The 16,544-nt window shown below is 64.7% G+C and carries 15 protein-coding genes; 6 read left to right on the forward strand and 9 right to left on the reverse strand.

What is annotated here, in order from left to right; all coding sequences use genetic code 11:
- Positions 1 to 116: 116 nt before the first annotated feature.
- From lon to cmoB, 4 genes are all read left to right on the forward strand, one after another.
- Positions 117 to 2,537, forward strand: a complete 2,421-nt coding sequence (gene lon / locus VUG52_RS21400; RefSeq protein ID WP_050703995.1) for an endopeptidase La — start codon at positions 117 to 119, stop codon at positions 2,535 to 2,537.
- A 226-nt stretch (positions 2,538 to 2,763) separates the two neighbouring features.
- Entirely contained in the window at positions 2,764 to 3,156 is a 393-nt protein-coding gene (locus VUG52_RS21405; protein WP_050703994.1) for a protease inhibitor I42 family protein, read from the forward strand.
- A gap of 90 nt (positions 3,157 to 3,246) precedes the next feature.
- Positions 3,247 to 3,990 carry a carboxy-S-adenosyl-L-methionine synthase CmoA gene (gene cmoA, locus VUG52_RS21410; protein WP_331832053.1) on the forward strand — a complete coding sequence of 248 codons (744 nt, stop codon included), beginning with the start codon at positions 3,247 to 3,249 and terminating at the stop codon, positions 3,988 to 3,990.
- Complete coding sequence (cmoB, locus tag VUG52_RS21415) at positions 3,987 to 4,943, forward strand: tRNA 5-methoxyuridine(34)/uridine 5-oxyacetic acid(34) synthase CmoB (RefSeq protein ID WP_331832054.1); 957 nt, start codon at positions 3,987 to 3,989, stop codon at positions 4,941 to 4,943. The genes cmoA and cmoB overlap by 4 nt, the downstream gene beginning before the upstream one ends.
- A gap of 69 nt (positions 4,944 to 5,012) precedes the next feature.
- Here the strand turns inward: cmoB and VUG52_RS21420 are convergent, their stop codons facing one another.
- Positions 5,013 to 5,216 carry a hypothetical protein gene (locus VUG52_RS21420; RefSeq protein WP_050703991.1) on the reverse strand — a complete coding sequence of 68 codons (204 nt, stop codon included), beginning with the start codon at positions 5,214 to 5,216 and terminating at the stop codon, positions 5,013 to 5,015.
- 311 nt (positions 5,217 to 5,527) lie between these two features.
- On the opposite strand from VUG52_RS21420, the gene VUG52_RS21425 reads away from it, so the two are divergent.
- Together VUG52_RS21425 and VUG52_RS21430 are read left to right on the forward strand one after the other, a co-directional pair.
- Positions 5,528 to 6,202 carry a heavy metal response regulator transcription factor gene (locus VUG52_RS21425; RefSeq protein WP_050703990.1) on the forward strand — a complete coding sequence of 225 codons (675 nt, stop codon included), beginning with the start codon at positions 5,528 to 5,530 and terminating at the stop codon, positions 6,200 to 6,202.
- Positions 6,199 to 7,584, forward strand: coding sequence for a heavy metal sensor histidine kinase (locus tag VUG52_RS21430; protein WP_050703989.1), 1,386 nt, complete (start codon positions 6,199 to 6,201; stop codon positions 7,582 to 7,584). The genes VUG52_RS21425 and VUG52_RS21430 overlap by 4 nt, the downstream gene beginning before the upstream one ends.
- 127 nt (positions 7,585 to 7,711) lie before the next feature.
- On the opposite strand, the gene pdxJ is transcribed toward VUG52_RS21430, so the two are convergent.
- From pdxJ to VUG52_RS21470, 8 genes are all read right to left on the reverse strand, one after another.
- Positions 7,712 to 8,434 (reverse strand): pyridoxine 5'-phosphate synthase, encoded by a 723-nt coding sequence (pdxJ, locus tag VUG52_RS21435; protein ID WP_189656959.1) that lies wholly within the window; start codon positions 8,432 to 8,434, stop codon positions 7,712 to 7,714.
- Between the two features lie 62 nt (positions 8,435 to 8,496).
- Positions 8,497 to 9,180 carry a DNA repair protein RecO gene (gene recO / locus VUG52_RS21440; RefSeq protein WP_050703988.1) on the reverse strand — a complete coding sequence of 228 codons (684 nt, stop codon included), beginning with the start codon at positions 9,178 to 9,180 and terminating at the stop codon, positions 8,497 to 8,499.
- Between the two features lie 103 nt (positions 9,181 to 9,283).
- The gene (gene era / locus VUG52_RS21445; RefSeq protein WP_028690122.1) at positions 9,284 to 10,186 is read right to left on the reverse strand and encodes a GTPase Era; all 903 of its coding nucleotides are present in this window, start codon (positions 10,184 to 10,186) and stop codon (positions 9,284 to 9,286) included.
- Positions 10,179 to 10,868 carry a ribonuclease III gene (gene rnc / locus VUG52_RS21450; RefSeq protein WP_028690123.1) on the reverse strand — a complete coding sequence of 230 codons (690 nt, stop codon included), beginning with the start codon at positions 10,866 to 10,868 and terminating at the stop codon, positions 10,179 to 10,181. The genes era and rnc overlap by 8 nt, the downstream gene beginning before the upstream one ends.
- A 161-nt stretch (positions 10,869 to 11,029) precedes the next feature.
- Positions 11,030 to 11,884: a signal peptidase I gene (gene lepB, locus VUG52_RS21455; RefSeq protein ID WP_028690124.1), complete on the reverse strand. Its 855-nt coding sequence runs from the start codon at positions 11,882 to 11,884 to the stop codon at positions 11,030 to 11,032.
- 5 nt (positions 11,885 to 11,889) lie between these two features.
- On the reverse strand, positions 11,890 to 13,689 hold the full coding sequence (gene lepA, locus VUG52_RS21460) for a translation elongation factor 4 (protein WP_050703987.1): 1,800 nt from the start codon (positions 13,687 to 13,689) through the stop codon (positions 11,890 to 11,892).
- A 270-nt stretch (positions 13,690 to 13,959) separates the two neighbouring features.
- A complete protein-coding gene (locus tag VUG52_RS21465) occupies positions 13,960 to 15,366 on the reverse strand; it encodes a DegQ family serine endoprotease (RefSeq protein WP_371263124.1) in 1,407 nt (468 codons plus the stop codon).
- A gap of 200 nt (positions 15,367 to 15,566) precedes the next feature.
- The gene (locus VUG52_RS21470; RefSeq protein ID WP_050703986.1) at positions 15,567 to 16,532 is read right to left on the reverse strand and encodes a MucB/RseB C-terminal domain-containing protein; all 966 of its coding nucleotides are present in this window, start codon (positions 16,530 to 16,532) and stop codon (positions 15,567 to 15,569) included.
- Positions 16,533 to 16,544: the final 12 nt, after the last annotated feature.

Here is a 16,544-nt window from a genome sequence, read left to right on the forward strand (position 1 = left end):
GAGCGGCGGTTCGGCGCCCCGACTTGCCCCGCGATGGTTTCACCCCGTTCGTCTACCATTGAAACCCATCCTCCCCTGCCCCATCTAAGCACCATAGCCATTCACGCAGGTGCCCCATGAGCGACCAGCAGGATTTCCCGGAACATCCCGACGAACACAGCGAAGTCGAACACCTCGATCCCTCGGCCGCCCCCGGCCACCACCTCGCCCTGCCCGGCCAGCAGCTGCCGGACAAGGTCTACGTAATCCCGATCCACAACCGCCCGTTCTTCCCCGCGCAAGTGCTGCCGGTGATCGTCAACGAAGAACCCTGGGCCGAAACCCTCGACCTGGTCGCCAAGACCCCGCACCACTCCCTGGCGCTGTTCTTCATGGACACCCCGCCGGAAGACCACCGCCACTTCGACACCAAGGCCCTGCCCGAGTACGGCACCCTGGTGAAGGTGCACCACGCCAGCCGCGAAGGTGGCAAGCTGCAGTTCGTCGCCCAGGGCCTGACCCGGGTGCGCATCCGCACCTGGCTCAAGCACCATCGTCCGCCCTACCTGGTGGAAGTCGACTACCCACGCCAGCCGGCGGAACCCACCGACGAGGTCAAGGCCTACGGCATGGCCCTGATCAACGCGATCAAGGAACTGCTGCCGCTCAACCCACTGTACAGCGAAGAGCTGAAGAACTACCTCAACCGCTTCAGCCCCAACGACCCGTCACCGCTGACCGACTTCGCCGCCGCCCTCACCTCGGCCACCGGCAACCAGCTGCAGGAAGTGCTCGACTGCGTGCCCATGCTCAAGCGCATGGAAAAGGTCCTGCCGATGCTGCGCAAGGAAGTCGAGGTGGCCCGGCTGCAGAACGAGATATCCGCCGAGGTAAACCGGCAGATCGGCGAGCACCAGCGCGAGTTCTTCCTCAAGGAACAGCTCAAGGTCATCCAGCAGGAGCTGGGCCTGACCAAGGACGACCGCAGCGCCGACCTGGAGCAGTTCCAGCAGCGCCTGGAGGGCAAGACCCTGCCTGACCAGGCGAAAAAACGCATCGACGAGGAGATGGGCAAGCTGGCCATCCTCGAAACCGGCTCGCCGGAGTACGCCGTCACCCGCAACTACCTGGAATGGGCCACGGCCCTGCCTTGGGGCGTGTACGGCAAGGACAAGCTCGACCTCAAGCACGCGCGCAAGGTACTCGACCGTCACCACGCGGGCCTGGACGACATCAAGGAGCGCATCCTCGAGTTCCTCGCCGTGGGCGCCTGGAAAGGTGAGATCAGTGGCTCCATCGTGCTGCTGGTGGGTCCGCCGGGCGTGGGCAAGACCAGCATCGGCAAGTCCATCGCCGAATCCCTGGGCCGGCCGTTCTACCGCTTCAGTGTCGGCGGCATGCGCGACGAGGCCGAGATCAAGGGCCACCGCCGCACCTACATCGGCGCACAGCCGGGCAAGCTGGTGCAGGCGCTGAAGGAAGTCGAGGTGATGAACCCGGTGATCATGCTCGACGAGATCGACAAGATGGGCCAGAGCTACCAGGGCGACCCGGCCTCGGCACTGCTGGAGACCCTCGACCCCGAGCAGAACGTCGACTTCCTCGACCATTACCTGGACCTGCGCCTGGACCTGTCCAAGGTGCTGTTCGTCTGCACCGCCAACACCCTCGACTCGATCCCCGGCCCGTTGCTCGACCGCATGGAAGTGATCCGCCTGTCCGGCTACATCACCGAGGAAAAGCTCGCCATCGCCAAGCGCCACCTGTGGCCCAAGCAGCTGGACAAGGCCGGCGTGGCCAAGGCCAGCCTGAGCATCAACGACGCCGCGCTGCGCGCGGTGATCGAAGGTTATGCCCGCGAAGCCGGTGTGCGCCAGCTGGAGAAACAGCTGGGCAAGCTGGTGCGCAAGTCGGTGGTCAAGCTGCTGGAGGATCCGCAGGCCAAGCTCAAGATCGGCACCAAGGACCTCGAGCCCGCCCTGGGCATGCCGGTGTTTCGCAGCGAGCAGGTACTGGCCGGCAAGGGCGTGATCACAGGTCTTGCCTGGACCAGCATGGGCGGCGCCACCCTGCCGATCGAGGCCACGCGCATCCACACCCTCGGCCGCGGCCTCAAGCTCACCGGCAAGCTGGGTGATGTGATGAAGGAATCGGCGGAAATCGCCTACAGCTATGTCAGCTCGAACCTCAAGCAGTTCGGCGGCACGCCCGGCTATTTCGACGAGGCCTTCATCCACCTGCATGTCCCTGAAGGCGCGACGCCCAAGGATGGCCCCAGCGCCGGCGTGACCATGGCCAGCGCCCTGCTGTCGCTGGCCCGGGACCAGGCGCCGAAGAAAGGCGTGGCGATGACCGGCGAACTGACCCTGACCGGCCAGGTACTGCCGATCGGCGGGGTGCGCGAGAAGGTGATCGCGGCGCGCCGGCAGAAGATCTTCGAACTGATCCTGCCGGAGGCCAACCGCGGCGATTTCGAGGAGTTGCCGGAGTACCTGAAGGACGGCTTGACCGTGCATTTCGCCAAGCGCTTTGCCGACGTGGCGAAAGTGCTGTTCTGAACGCCCAGCCGGGCCACTGTAGGAGCGGCCTTGTGTCGCGATAGGGCCGCACAGCGGCCCCGGCTATTTCAAAGTAGGCCAGAGACCCTGGGGGTGCTTCGCACCCCTTTCGCGACGCAAGGCCGCTCCTACAGGGCTCGTGCATGGCAATGAGACGCCAACACTGCCATCACAAACTTCCATCTGCTTCGGTTATCCTCAGGCAACTTCAGCCTCAGGAGCCACCATGTCCGCCCCTCGTCTGCTCGTTCCCCTGGGCCTGGCCCTGCTCACCGCCTGCGCCCAGCAACCGCAACGCACCGTCGAACTGGACGGCGAAAGCGAATGCCCCACGCGCCTGGTCGTCGGCCAGACCATGACGCTCACCCTGCCCAGCAACCCCACCACCGGCTACCGCTGGCTGCTGCAGAACCCGGCTCCGGAGATCCTGCGCAGCCTCGGCCCCGAGGTGTACAGCTCCCCGGAACAGGCCGGCATCGTCGGCAGCGGTGGGCTTTCTTCCTGGCGCTTCCAGGCCAAGGCCGCAGGTGAGGGCCACCTGATCCTGGTCTACCAGCAGCCCTGGGCCCCCGAAGTGCGGCCGGTGCAGACCTTCGATTGCGCCATCCGGGTGAAGTGAGCGGACGGCGCCGGTCAGTGAGTCATGCAAGCTTGCCGTGGTTTGGCTAGAATGCCGCCCCTGTAGATTGCCAGCTGCCTGGACCCACCCGTGAGCAAACAACCCGACCGCCTTTTCGCCCAACCCCTGGAGCAGGTGCCCGACTTCGTCTTCAACGAAGACGTGGTGCAGGTGTTCCCGGACATGATCAAGCGCTCGGTGCCCGGTTACCCGACCATTGTCGAGAACCTCGGCGTGCTGGCCGCGCGCTTCGCCCAGCCGAACTCCGCGCTGTATGACCTCGGCGCCTCGCTGGGCGCGGTGACCCAGGCGCTGCGTCGCCATGTGCGCACGGACGGCTGCCGGGTCATCGCGGTAGACAATTCCGCGGCCATGGTCGAGCGCTGCCGCCAGTACCTCACCGCCCAGGACTCGATGTTCCAGGAGTTGCTGCCGGTGCAGGTGCTGGAGGCCGACATCCTCGCCCTGCCCTTCGAGCCCGCCTCGGTGGTGGCGATGAACTTCACCCTGCAGTTCGTCGTCCCCGAGCAGCGCCTGGAGCTTCTGGGCCGCATCCGCCAGGCCCTGTTGCCGGGCGGTGCGCTGATCCTCTCGGAAAAACTGCGCTTCACCGACGCGCAGGATCAGGACCTGCTCAACGAACTGCACCTGGACTTCAAGCGTGCCAATGGCTACAGCGAACTGGAAATCGCCCAGAAACGCAGCGCCATCGAGAACGTGATGAAGCCCGACACCCTGGAAACCCATGAGCAGCGCCTGCGCGCCGCCGGCTTCTCCAAGGTCGTGCCCTGGTTCCAATGCCTCAACTTCGCCTCGCTGATAGCCCTGCCATGATCGATCTGTCTCCCCTTGTCCGCCGCCTGGCGGGCACGCCCCTTGCCACCTGGTCCCAGGGCTTGCAGGCGCAACTCGAAGCCAAGCTGGAAAAGGGCCACGGCGACCTCGACCGCTGGCGCGGCGCCCTCGAGGCACTACCGCAGCTGACCCCCAGCGAAATCGACCTGGTCGACGGCCTGCGCCTGGACTGCGCCTGCGACGACGCCACCCGCGCGCAGATGCGTCAGGCCCTGATGGGCCTGTCACCCTGGCGCAAGGGCCCGTTCGACCTGTTCGGCGTGCATGTCGATACCGAGTGGCGCTCGGACTGGAAATGGTCGCGGGTCGGCCCGCATCTGGACCTCAAGGGCAAGCGCGTGCTCGACGTGGGCTGCGGCAATGGCTATTACCAATGGCGCATGCTCGGCGCCGGCGCCGACATGGTCATCGGCGTAGACCCCAACTGGCTGTTCTTCTGCCAGTTCCAGGCCGTGCAGCAGTACCTGCCTGAACTGCCGGCCTGGCACCTGCCATTCGCCCTCGAAGAGCTGCCGGCCAACCTCGAAGGCTTCGACACCGTGTTCTCCATGGGCGTGTTCTACCACCGCCGCTCGCCCATCGAGCACCTGCTGGCGCTCAAGGACTGCCTGGTCAAGGGCGGTGAACTGGTGCTGGAAACCCTGGTGATCGAGGGTGACGAAAACCAGGTGCTGGTACCCGAGGACCGCTACGCGCAGATGCGCAACGTCTGGTTCCTGCCGTCGGTGCCGGCCCTGGAGCTCTGGTTGCGCCGCGCCGGCTTCAGTGATGTGCGCTGCGTCGATGTCAGTGTCACCAGCGTCGAGGAGCAGCGCAGCACCGAGTGGATGCGCTACCAGTCGCTGGGCGACTTCCTCGACCCGAACGACCACGGCAAGACCGTCGAGGGCCTGCCGGCCCCGCGCCGCGCCACATTGCTGGCACGCAAATAAAAAAGGCGCCCATTCGGGCGCCCAGGTTCACCAGCGGCGAGGAGCTGTCGCGGCGCAGGTGTGTGGTACTCAGTCCTCGGCCAGTTCGCGGGCCTTTTCCTCGGCCTTGCGCTCGCGCTCGGCCAGCGCCTGCTGCTTGTCGCCGTACAGGCGCGCCTGGTCGTCGCGGAACGCTTGCCAGAATTGCTTCGAACGCTCCGCGCCGCCTTCGGCGAAAACGCTGGTGCTGCCCAGGGCGAGAATCGCCAGCAGCAGGTACTTGGTCAGGTTCATCGTGCTTGCCTCGTGATAACCGTTTCGACAGGGCCATCATCGCAAGCGGCAGCTAACGCCAAGGTGAGGCGGACATTACAGTCTTGCAAGAGAGCCGCATCGCGGGGCAAGCCCGTTCCCACGGGATCCTGCTGGCTTTCTCGGAGTGGGCTTGCCCCATGATGGCGACGGCCCTGTCAGGCACATGACCCGCGTATTACAAATCCGTTATTCCCGCCGCTTGCCCATTCGCATCCAGTAACATCCTCGCCGCTTGACCCTGATGTCACTACAGGGTCGAGAATCGCCCCCTTTCCACACAGAGCCCGACCATGCGCCTACTGATCATCGAGGACGAACCCCGCACCGCCGACTACCTGCAACAGGGCCTGCGCGAGAACGGCTACGTGGTCGACTGCGCCCACACCGGCACCGACGGCCTGCACCTGGCCCGCCAGCAGGCGTACGACCTGGTAATCCTCGACGTCAACCTGCCCGGGCTCGATGGCTGGGGCGTGCTGCAGCGCCTGCGCGCCGAGTCTTCGACGCGAATCATGATGCTCACCGCCCATGGCCGTCTGGCCGACCGGGTCAAGGGGCTGGACCTGGGCGCCGACGACTACCTGCTCAAGCCCTTCGAGTTTCCCGAACTGCTGGCGCGTATCCGCAGCCTGTTGCGACGCAACGACCAGCACCTGCAGCCGAGCACGCTGAAAGTCGCCGACCTTGAGCTTGACCCCGGCCGCCACCGCGCCTGGCGCGGCGGCCAGCGCATCGACCTGACCGCCAAGGAGTTCGCCCTGCTGCACCTGCTGATGCGCCAGAGCGGCGAGGTGCTGTCGCGTACACAGATCATCTCGCTGGTGTGGGACATGAACTTCGATTGCGACACCAACGTGGTGGAAGTGTCGATCCGCCGCTTGCGGGCAAAGATCGACGACCCGTTCGAGGACAAGCTGATCCACACCCTGCGCGGCGTCGGCTACGTGCTCGAGGCGCGGACGTGAAGCGCCCCAGCCTGTCGCTGCGCCTGGGCCTGACCGTCACCTTGCTGGGGGCGGCGCTGGTCTTGCTGCTGGCGTGCCTGGCGGTATTCGCCCTCGATCATGAGCTGGACAGCCGGGCGCGCAAGGACCTGGCGCGCAAGATGCAGCAGGTCGAACACAACCTGCGCGTCGATCTGCGCAGCGACGACCTCGGCGCCCGCGCCCACCCCCTGCTCGACCTGGTCATGGGCCACGACAACCTCAGCCTCAGCGTGCTGGCCGTCAACGGCCGCCACCCCGCCCTGCTCAGCCTGGGGCCGGCGCTGCAGTCGCAGCACCTGTTGAACCAGGAGGCCGACAACCAGCTGACCTTCCATACCTGGCGCGACGATGATGGTAATCAGATCCTCACGGCCAGCCGTCTGATGCGCCTGCGCGACGACACCCCGGTCAAGGTGCTGATGTCGCTCAACCGCAGCGACGACAACAGCCTGTTGCAGGCCTACCTGAACTCGACCCTGCTGGCCCTGCCGCTGCTGCTGGTGCTGATCGGCATCGCCGCGTGGAAGCTGGTGCAGCGTGGCCTGCGTCCGCTGCGGCATTTTCGCCGGATCGCCGGGCAAGTCTCGACCCAGGACCTGGCGCATCGCCTGCCGGACGAGGGCCTGCCCGTCGAACTGGCCGACCTGGCCCGCGCTATCAACGTCATGCTCGACCGGCTCGACCAGGGCGTGCGCCAGCTGTCGCAGTTCTCCGATGATCTGGCCCACGAACTGCGCACGCCCATCGGCAACCTGATGGGCAAGGCCCAGGTGACCCTGGCCCGCGGGCGTGACGGCGACAAGTACCGCGAAGCCCTGGAGGACAGCGTAGAGGAGCTGACTCGGCTCAACCGCATCATCAACGACATGCTGTTCCTGGCCCAGGTCAGCCAGCCACAGACCCAGGTGGCCCTGGTTCCCGTGGCGCTGGCGGACGAAGTGGCGCGGGTGAGCGAGCTGTTCACCTTCAGCGCCGAACTCAAGGGCATCTCCCTGCACCTGCAAGGCTGGGGTACCGCGATGGCGGACAAGCTGATGTTCCAGCGGGCGCTGTCGAACCTGCTCAGCAATGCGATTCGCCATGGCCCTGAAGGTCAGCCAGTGGCCGTGGGCATCGAGCGAATCGGCGACCAGATCGGCGTGTGGGTGGAAAATCGCGGGCCGGGGATTGGCGAGACATACTTGCCACACCTGTTCGAGCGGTTCTACAGGGCCGGGGCCGGGCGTTCGCGATTGGAAGGCGGGACGGGGTTGGGGCTGGCGATCGTCAAGTCGATCATGCAGCTGCATGGGGGGCGAGTGGAGGTTCAAAGCCAACCAGCGGGCCCGACTCGCTTCACCCTGGTCTTCCAGGCCGAGTGATCCACCGCCAGCGCCGGCCTCTTCGCGGGTAAACCCGCTCCCACAGGGATCTCAACAGCCCTTGGGCTTGCCCATTACCTGTGGGAGCGGGTTCACCCGCGAAAGGGCCGGTACTGAAGAGCGCTGGTCAGCGCGAAGCGGCGACGATCAGTGCCTTCATCTCTGCTACCGCCGCCTTGAAGCCGACGAACAGCGCATGGGCCACCAGCGCATGGCCGATGTTCAGTTCGTTGATGCCCTTGATCGCGGCCACGGCCTCGACGTTGTGGTAGTGCAAGCCATGGCCGGCGTTGACGATCAGCCCCTGGCCAACACCAAATGCCACGCCATCGACAATACGCTTGAGCTCCTCGGCCACCTCGGTCGGCGTCTCGGCGTCAGCGTAGCGCCCCGTGTGCAGTTCGATGGCCGGTGCGCCGACGCGACGTGAGGCCTCGATCTGCCGCTCGTCGGCATCGATGAACAGCGATACTTCAGCGCCGGTGCGCGACAGGCGCTCGACCGCCGCCTTGATCCGTGCCTCCTGGCCGGCCACATCGAGGCCGCCTTCGGTGGTCAGTTCCTGGCGGGTTTCCGGTACCAGGCAGATATGCGCCGGGCGGATCTTCTCGGCGAAGGCCATCATCTCTTCGGTGACGCCCATCTCGAAGTTCATGCGGGTCTGCAGCACATCCTTGAGCAGCAGCACGTCGCGCTCCTGGATATGCCGGCGGTCTTCGCGCAGGTGCACGGTGATGCCGTCGGCACCCGCTTCCTCGGCGTCCAGGGCGGCCTTGACCGGATCCGGATAGCGGGTGCCCCGGGCCTGGCGCAGGGTCGCCACGTGGTCGATGTTGACGCCGAGAAGCATGCGGTTGCTGTGAGTCACGAAGGGGCTCTCCTGAAGATTGAGCCCCACAGCATACGTCGTGCTCAGCGCTTGCGAAACAGTTCCCGGCTGACCAGCGGCCTGGGCCCCAGGTGAACCGCCAGGGCCTGGCGCATCAGGCGCTTGGCGGCGAGCAAGGCGCCGGGCGCGTCCCAGTCGGCCTGGGCCAGGGCCAGCAACTCGCTGCCCTTGAACAGCCCAGGCTGGAACAGCTCGACCCGCTCCAGGCCAGCGTCCACCTGCAGGCGATACAGCCCCTCGGCGACAACGACGCTGTCGTTGACGTCATGGTCCAAAGCGAAGGCATAACCCAGTTCGTCCAGCAGGCGCCATTCGAAGGAGCGCAGCAGCGGCTCCAGCGGACGTCCGGCGGCCAGGGCCTGCAAGGTCAGGGTGTAGTGCTCGAACAACGCCGGGTGCGGCGCCTCGGCGGGCAGCAGGCGCATCAACAGCTCGTTGAGGTAGAGCCCGCTGAACAGCGCGTCACCGTGCAGCCAGGCCGCGATGCCAATGCTGTCCAGGCGACCGACGTTCTTCAGTTCGCCGCGCCCGCGCAGTTCGACTTCCAGCGGCACGAACGGCCGCACCAGGCTGCCACCCTTGCCCCGCGCCCGGCGCAGCACCGCCCGCACCCGCCCCTGGGGGGTGAGGAAGTCCACCAGCGCACTGGTTTCCTTGTAGGCGCGACTGTGCAGCACGTAGGCGGGTTGGGGGGTGGGTTGGTCCATTCGGCTCTCTCGATACCAGAAATGCTTGTGGGAGCGGGCTTGCCCCGCGATCGCCATCGCGGGTCAAGCCCGCTCCCACAGGAGCAAAAGCAGGGTTTGAGGCTTACAGGTCGCCGTAACCCAGCGAACGCAAGGCGCGCTCGTCGTCGGACCAGCCACCCTTGACCTTCACCCAGAGGTTGAGCATGACCTTGGAGTCGAACAGCACTTCCATGTCCTTGCGCGCCTCGGAACCGATGCGTTTGATACGCTCGCCCTTGTCGCCAATGATGATCTTCTTCTGCCCGTCACGCTCGACCAGGATCAGCGCATGGATGTGCAGCACATGACCCTGCTGCTTGAATTCCTCGATTTCCACGGTGATCTGGTACGGAAGCTCCGCACCGAGCTGGCGCATGATCTTCTCGCGCACCAGTTCGGCGGCGAGGAAGCGGCTGCTGCGGTCGGTGATCTGGTCTTCCGGGAAGAAGTGCTCGTTTTCCGGCAGGTGCTTGGCGATCTGGGCTTCCAGCGCTTCGAGGTTGTGCCCCTGCTGCGCGGAGATCGGCATCACTTCGGCGTTCGGCAGTTGCTCCTGCAGCCATTGCAGATGCGGGATCAGCTCGGCCTTCTCTTCCATGCGGTCGGTCTTGTTGACCGCAATGATCAGAGGGCCGGTGACGTACTGCACCCTCTCCAGCACAAGCTGGTCCTCGTCGGTCCACTTGGTACGGTCGACCACGAAGATCACCACGTCGACGTCCTTGAGGGCCGCCGAGGCGTTGCGGTTCATGTAGCGGTTCAGCGCCTTGTCGTTGGCCTTGTGCATGCCAGGGGTGTCGACATAGATCGCCTGCACGTCACCCTCGGTCTTGATGCCGAGCATGTTGTGACGGGTGGTCTGCGGCTTGCGCGAGGTGATTGCCAGCTTCTGCCCGAGGATATGGTTGAGCAGCGTGGACTTGCCCACGTTCGGGCGACCGACAATGGCCACGTAGCCGCAGCGGGTCGAAGTGTTCTCAGTCATTGCCATTCTCCACGCCCAGGGCGATCAATGCGGCGGCGGCGGCGACCTGCTCGGCGATACGCCGGCTCACGCCCTGGCCGCGGCTTTTCTTGTTCAGCAGGACCACTTCGCATTCGACGAAGAAGGTCCGGCAGTGCGGTTCGCCCTGGATGTCCACCACTTCGTAACGTGGCAGCTCGCAGGCACGCGACTGCAGGAACTCCTGCAGGCGGGTCTTGGGGTCCTTGTTGGTGTCGACCAGGGTCAGCCCGTCGAATTCATCGGTCAGCCAGGCCAGGATACGCTCGCGGGCGGTCTGCATGTCGGCGTCCTGGTAGATGGCTCCGATCAGGGCCTCGAGGGCGTCGGCGAGGATCGACTCGCGACGAAAGCCCCCGCTCTTGAGTTCGCCCGAGCCCAGGCGCAGGTACTCGCCCAGGTCGAAGCCACGGGCCAGGCGGGCCAGGGTCTCGCCCTTGACCAGGCGGGCACGCAGGCGCGACAGCTGGCCTTCGCGGGCCTGCGGGAAGCGCTCGAACAGCGCCTCGCCGACCACGAAGTTGAGGATGGCATCGCCGAGGAACTCCAGGCGCTCGTTATTGCGCCCGGCGTAGCTGCGATGGGTCAGGGCCAGCAGCATCTGGTCCTGGTTCTTGAAGGTGTAGCCGAGCTTGCGCTCCAGGCGGGCCAGGGAAGCGCTCATGGGGCCACCCGTGCAATGTTCAACGCGTTGTTCAAATCAACATCCTGAAAGACGGTTTGACTGCGGTCTGTCGCCGGAAACGGCGAAAGCTCTCGCTCCCTGAGAACACAGCCTATGTCAGAAATGCAATCGGCGCTGTCCGTGGACAGCGCCGTCGTTACTCAATGGATCAGCCCGACCCGCGACAGGTTCGGGAAGTGGCTGAGCTTTGGCTCGGGCCAGCTCATCCAGACCGCGAACGCCTTGCCGACGATATTGTGGTCCGGAACCATGCCGTGCAGCTCCTTGGGAATGTTCGGGTCATCCCAGAAGCGGCTGTCGTTGGAGTTGTCGCGGTTGTCGCCCATCATGAAGTAATGACCGGCCGGCACGGTCCATTGCTGGTCCGGCGGCATGCGGTAGCGGGTCATTTCCTTGCGGATCAGGTGCTCGGCTTCACCGAGTTTTTCCTTGTACAGCTCGGCGCTGCCCAGGGTACCCGGCTCGCTACCGACCAGTTGCTCGGCGATCGACTGGCCGTTGACGAACAGTCGCTTGTCGCTGGTGTAGCGCACCACGTCGCCCGGCAGGCCGACCACACGCTTGATGTAGTTGACGTTGGGGTCGCTTGGGTAGCGGAACACCATCACATCCCCGCGTTGCGGATCGCCCACCTCGATGACCTTCTTGTCGATCACCGGCAGGCGAATGCCGTAGGAGAACTTGTTCACCAGGATGAAGTCGCCCACTTCCAGCGTCGGCTTCATCGACCCCGACGGGATCTGGAACGGCTCGACCAGGAACGAACGCAGCACCAGCACGATGAACAGCACCGGGAAGAACGACTTGCCGTATTCAACCAGCAAGGGCTCCTTGTTCAGGCGTTCGACCACGGCCATTTCGGGCTGGCTGACGCTGCCCTGGTAGTTGGCGATCGCCGCCCGCCGGCGCGGGGCCAGGAACAGCAGGTCGATCAGACCCAGCAGACCGCAGACGGCGACGGCGATGACGAGCAACAGCGGGAAATTTAGCGACATAGGACCTAGCTATCCAACCTGAGCACGGCAAGGAAGGCTTCCTGTGGAATCTCCACGTTACCCACCTGCTTCATGCGTTTCTTACCGGCCTTCTGCTTCTCCAGCAGCTTTTTCTTACGGCTGACGTCACCGCCGTAGCACTTGGCCAGTACGTTCTTTCTGAGCGCCTTGACGGTTGTCCGCGCGATGATCTGGCCGCCAATGGCTGCCTGGATCGCCACATCGAACATCTGCCGAGGGATCAGTTCCTTCATCTTTTCGGTCAACGCACGGCCTTTGTAGGCGGCGTTGTCGCGGTGCACGATCAGGGCCAGGGCATCGACCTTGTCGCCGTTGATCAGCACGTCCAGCTTGACCAGGTTGGCCGACTGGTAGCGGTCGAAATGGTAGTCCAGCGAGGCGTAGCCGCGGCTGGTGGACTTCAGGCGGTCGAAGAAGTCCAGCACCACTTCGTTCATCGGCAGGTCGTAGCGCACCTGCACCTGGCTGCCGAGGAACTGCATGTCGCGCTGCACGCCACGCTTCTCGATGCACAGGGTGATGACGTTGCCCAGGTGCTCCTGGGGTACCAGGATGGTCGCGGTGACGATTGGCTCGCGGAAGTCGTTGACCGCCGAGACGTCCGGCAGCTTCGACGGGTTGTCGACGGTGATGGTCTCGCCGGTCTTGAGTTCGAGCTCGTAGATCACGCTTGGCGCGGTGGTGATCAGGTCCAGGTCGTATTCGCGCTCCAGGCGCTCCTGGATGATCTCCATGTGCAGCATGCCGAGGAAGCCGCAACGGAAGCCGAAGCCCAGGGCGTCGGAGCTTTCCGGCATGTACTGCAGCGACGAGTCGTTCAGCGTGAGCTTCTGCAGGGCGTCGCGGAAATCCTCGAAGTCGTCGGAGCTGACCGGGAACAGGCCGGCGTAGACCTGCGGCTGGATCTTCTTGAAGCCTGGCAGCACTTCGACTTCAGGGGTGCTGGACAGGGTCAGGGTGTCACCGACCGGCGCGCCGTGAATGTCCTTGATGCTGGCGATGATGAAGCCCACTTCACCGGCTTTCAGGTCGGCGGTCTGGGTGTGCTTGGGCGTGAACACGCCGACGCTGTCGACCAGGTGCACCTTGCCGGTGGACTTGACCAGGATCTTGTCGCCTTTCTTGACGCGGCCCTGGCGCACGCGCACCAGCGAGACCACGCCCAGGTAGTTGTCGAACCAGGAGTCGATGATCAGTGCCTGCAGCGGCGCATCGATCTCGCCTTCCGGCGCGGGGATGGTCTGCACCAGGCGCTCGAGTACCTCGTCGACGCCCATGCCGCTCTTGGCGCTGCAGGCCACGGCGTCGGTGGCGTCGATGCCGATGATCTTCTCGATCTCGTCCTTGACGCGGTCCGGGTCGGCCTGGGGCAGGTCCATCTTGTTCAGCACGGGCATGACTTCCAGGCCCTGCTCGATGGCGGTGTAGCAGTTGGCCACGGACTGGGCCTCGACACCTTGACCGGCATCGACCACCAGCAGCGCACCCTCGCACGCCGCCAGCGAGCGCGAGACTTCATAGGTGAAGTCGACGTGGCCGGGGGTATCGATGAAGTTCAGCTGGTAGGTCTTACCATCCTGAGCCTTGTAGTGCAGCGTGACGCTGTGGGCTTTGATGGTGATACCGCGCTCGCGCTCGAGATCCATGGAGTCGAGAACCTGAGCTTCCATTTCGCGCGCAGTCAGGCCACCGCACATCTGGATGAAACGGTCGGCCAGCGTCGACTTGCCATGGTCGATGTGGGCGATGATGGAGAAATTGCGGATATGACTCAAATCACTCACGGGTCAACACTCGAAAAGGCTGCGAGCCGGACGCCCGCCGAAAAATAGCCGGGAATTGTACCTCAAGCCGGAGGGATATGGGAGAACCCTTGTCACCTGCCTATCGGTTAGCGTGGGAGCGGGCTTGCCCCGCGATGGCGTCCGATCAGCTGAAAATGTTGCCTGATCGAGCCACATCGCGGGGCAAGCCCGCTCCCACGCAGGACCATCAAGCCTGCTGCTCATGAAAAAAGGCAGCCGAAGCTGCCCTTTCCCTACCGTTCAACCCGCTTACTCAGCCAGCTTGAAGGTGATGAAGCTCGCACGCCCTTGACGCAGCACGCGCATGGACACCGAACGGTTCTTCGGCAGCTCCTTGGCGATCTCGGTGAACTGCTTGGCCGAGGCGATGGCCTGGTTGTTCAGGTGGCTGATGACATCACCCGGACGCAGGCCGATCATGGCCGCCGGACCATCCTGGACTTCCTTGATGACCACACCGCCCTTGAGTTCCAGCGACTTCTTCTGCTCGGCGGTCAGGTCGGACACGGACACACCGAGGCGGTTGCTGCTGCGCTCGGCGCTGCCATCGGCACCCGCGCCCAGGCCGATGTCGGCGTCATCCTCGGGCAATGCGCCGATGGTGACATCCAGGTTCTGGCGCTTGCCGTTGCGGATGATCTCCAGCTTGGCCTTCTCGCCGTCCTTGAGGCTACCAACCAGGTGCGGCAGGTCGGCGGACATGACGATCGGCTGGCCATTCATGCTCAGGATCACGTCACCCACCTGCAGGCCGCCCTTGGCTGCCGGGCCGTTTTCCAGGACCTGGGCCACCAGGGCGCCGGCCGGCTTGTCCAGGCCGAAGGATTCGGCCAGGTCCTTGTTGACCTCCTGGATCACCACGCCCAGCCAGCCGCGGCTGACCTTGCCGTCTTTCTTCAGCTGGTTCGACACATCGATCGCCACATCGATCGGGATGGCGAACGACAGGCCCATGAAGCCGCCGGAACGGGTGAAGATCTGCGAGTTGATCCCCACCACCTCACCTTTCATGTTGAACAGCGGGCCACCGGAGTTACCCGGGTTGATGGCCACGTCGGTCTGGATGAACGGCACATAGGTGTCGTTGGGCAGCGTACGGCCCTTGGCGCTGACGATACCTTTGGTCACCGAATGGTCGAAGCCGAACGGCGAGCCGATGGCCAGCACCCACTCACCAACCTTGAGCTTCTCCGAGTCGCCCAGCTTGACGGTCGGCAGGTTCTTGCCTTCGACCTTGAGCAGGGCCACATCGGTGCGCGGGTCGGTGCCTACCAGCTTGGCCTGCAGTTCGCTGCGGTCGGACAGACGGACGATGATCTCGTCGGCGTCGGCCACCACGTGGTTGTTGGTCAGCACATAGCCATCGCTGGAGATGATGAAGCCCGAACCCAGCGACTGCGCCTCGCGCTGGCGGTCGCCACGGGGCGAACGCGGCTGCTGCGGCATATTGCGCTCGAAGAACTCGCGGAACATCGGCGGCAGGCCTTCGAGGTCCGGCATCTGCCCGGCGGCGACGCGGCGATCCGGCAGTTTCTGCTTGGTACTGATGTTGACCACCGCTGGCGAGGCCTGCTCGACCAGGGTGGTGAAGTCCGGCAGGGACTCCTCGGCCTGGGCGCTGAGCACCTGGCCGAGCATGAGCACGGCGGCGAACATCGATAGGTAGGTTTTCAAGCGTGGTATTGACATACGGCTCCCGTCACAACGAGCGTAGTTAGCAGTAAGGTTCCCGCAGACGCAGGAAAGGCCAGACTCCGAGAAGCCTGACCTATAGAAAATTTGCGGCAGGATTGCAAATGACAATGCCTTAATTTCATGTCAGCTCTGTGTAACAAGAGCTGTCAGAGGGCGCGCCGTCATTGACGCGCCTGGGCATCCTGGGCCCGCATCGACAGGGCGACACGCTCGGCGGTGCCCAGCGGGATCTCGCCGACCACGGTGACCATTACCTTGCCCTTGGGTGTGTTCAGGCGCCGCGACACCGCGACGGTGGGGCCGAGCTGGGCACGGGTATCGACACCGGCCTCGTTGCCGATCGGCTCGAGGAACACCGAGAAACGGGCCAGGCCGTCGTCATACATGAGGCTACTGACGTTGCTCTTGCGCTCAGGGTCGCGGCGAACCGAACTATTGACCAGCTCGAACCCCGGCGGCAGCCAGTCCGAACGCCATCCGGCGACGGTTTCGGCTGTGCCGGCCACTGAACGTTCGACTGGCTTGCAGCTGGCACCGGCAGCCAGTTCGGCGTCGGTTGGCACAGCGTCGGTGTCCAGGCGGGTCATCTGGAAGCGCTCGAGCAACTGGCCCTTGTCGTTGAGCATCAACGAACGCAGGGGCAAGCCGGTGCGGCGGTCCAGGTGCAATTCGAAGGCATAGCGATGCTGGTCACGCGGGGTGAGCGCGACAATCACCGCGTCGCGCCCGGCGACGCGTGACTTGCCTGCCACGCTCAGGTCGTACCAGCCCATGAGCTTCAGGGGATCAAGCACCCGCGGAGCGCTGTCCGGCGGTGTGCCCACGCTGCTGACCAGGTTGCCGCTGACGCACTGCACCTTGCCATCGACCCGCACGATTTCCTGGGCCGAGCCGTCGAGCTGCAGCAGCCGCTCGCTGACCTTGCCGTCCTGGACGCGATGCCAGATATCGTGGGATGAGAAGCTGCCGTTGCGTTCGTAGACGAAGGATCCCTGGTAACTCTGCTGCTGCTCGGCCCGTGCCAGCTTGTTCAGCCACTCGCTCGCCTCGGGCGATGAGTTTGCGGCCAGGGCCTGCACCGTCAGGCTGCTGCCAAGCAGCAGCGACAGGAGAGGTAGCGCGCGCATGATCCTCCTTAA

Origin of the sequence: Pseudomonas sp. LH21, from assembly GCF_036549575.1 — a bacterium.
Lineage (GTDB): Bacteria > Pseudomonadota > Gammaproteobacteria > Pseudomonadales > Pseudomonadaceae > Aquipseudomonas > Aquipseudomonas peradeniyensis.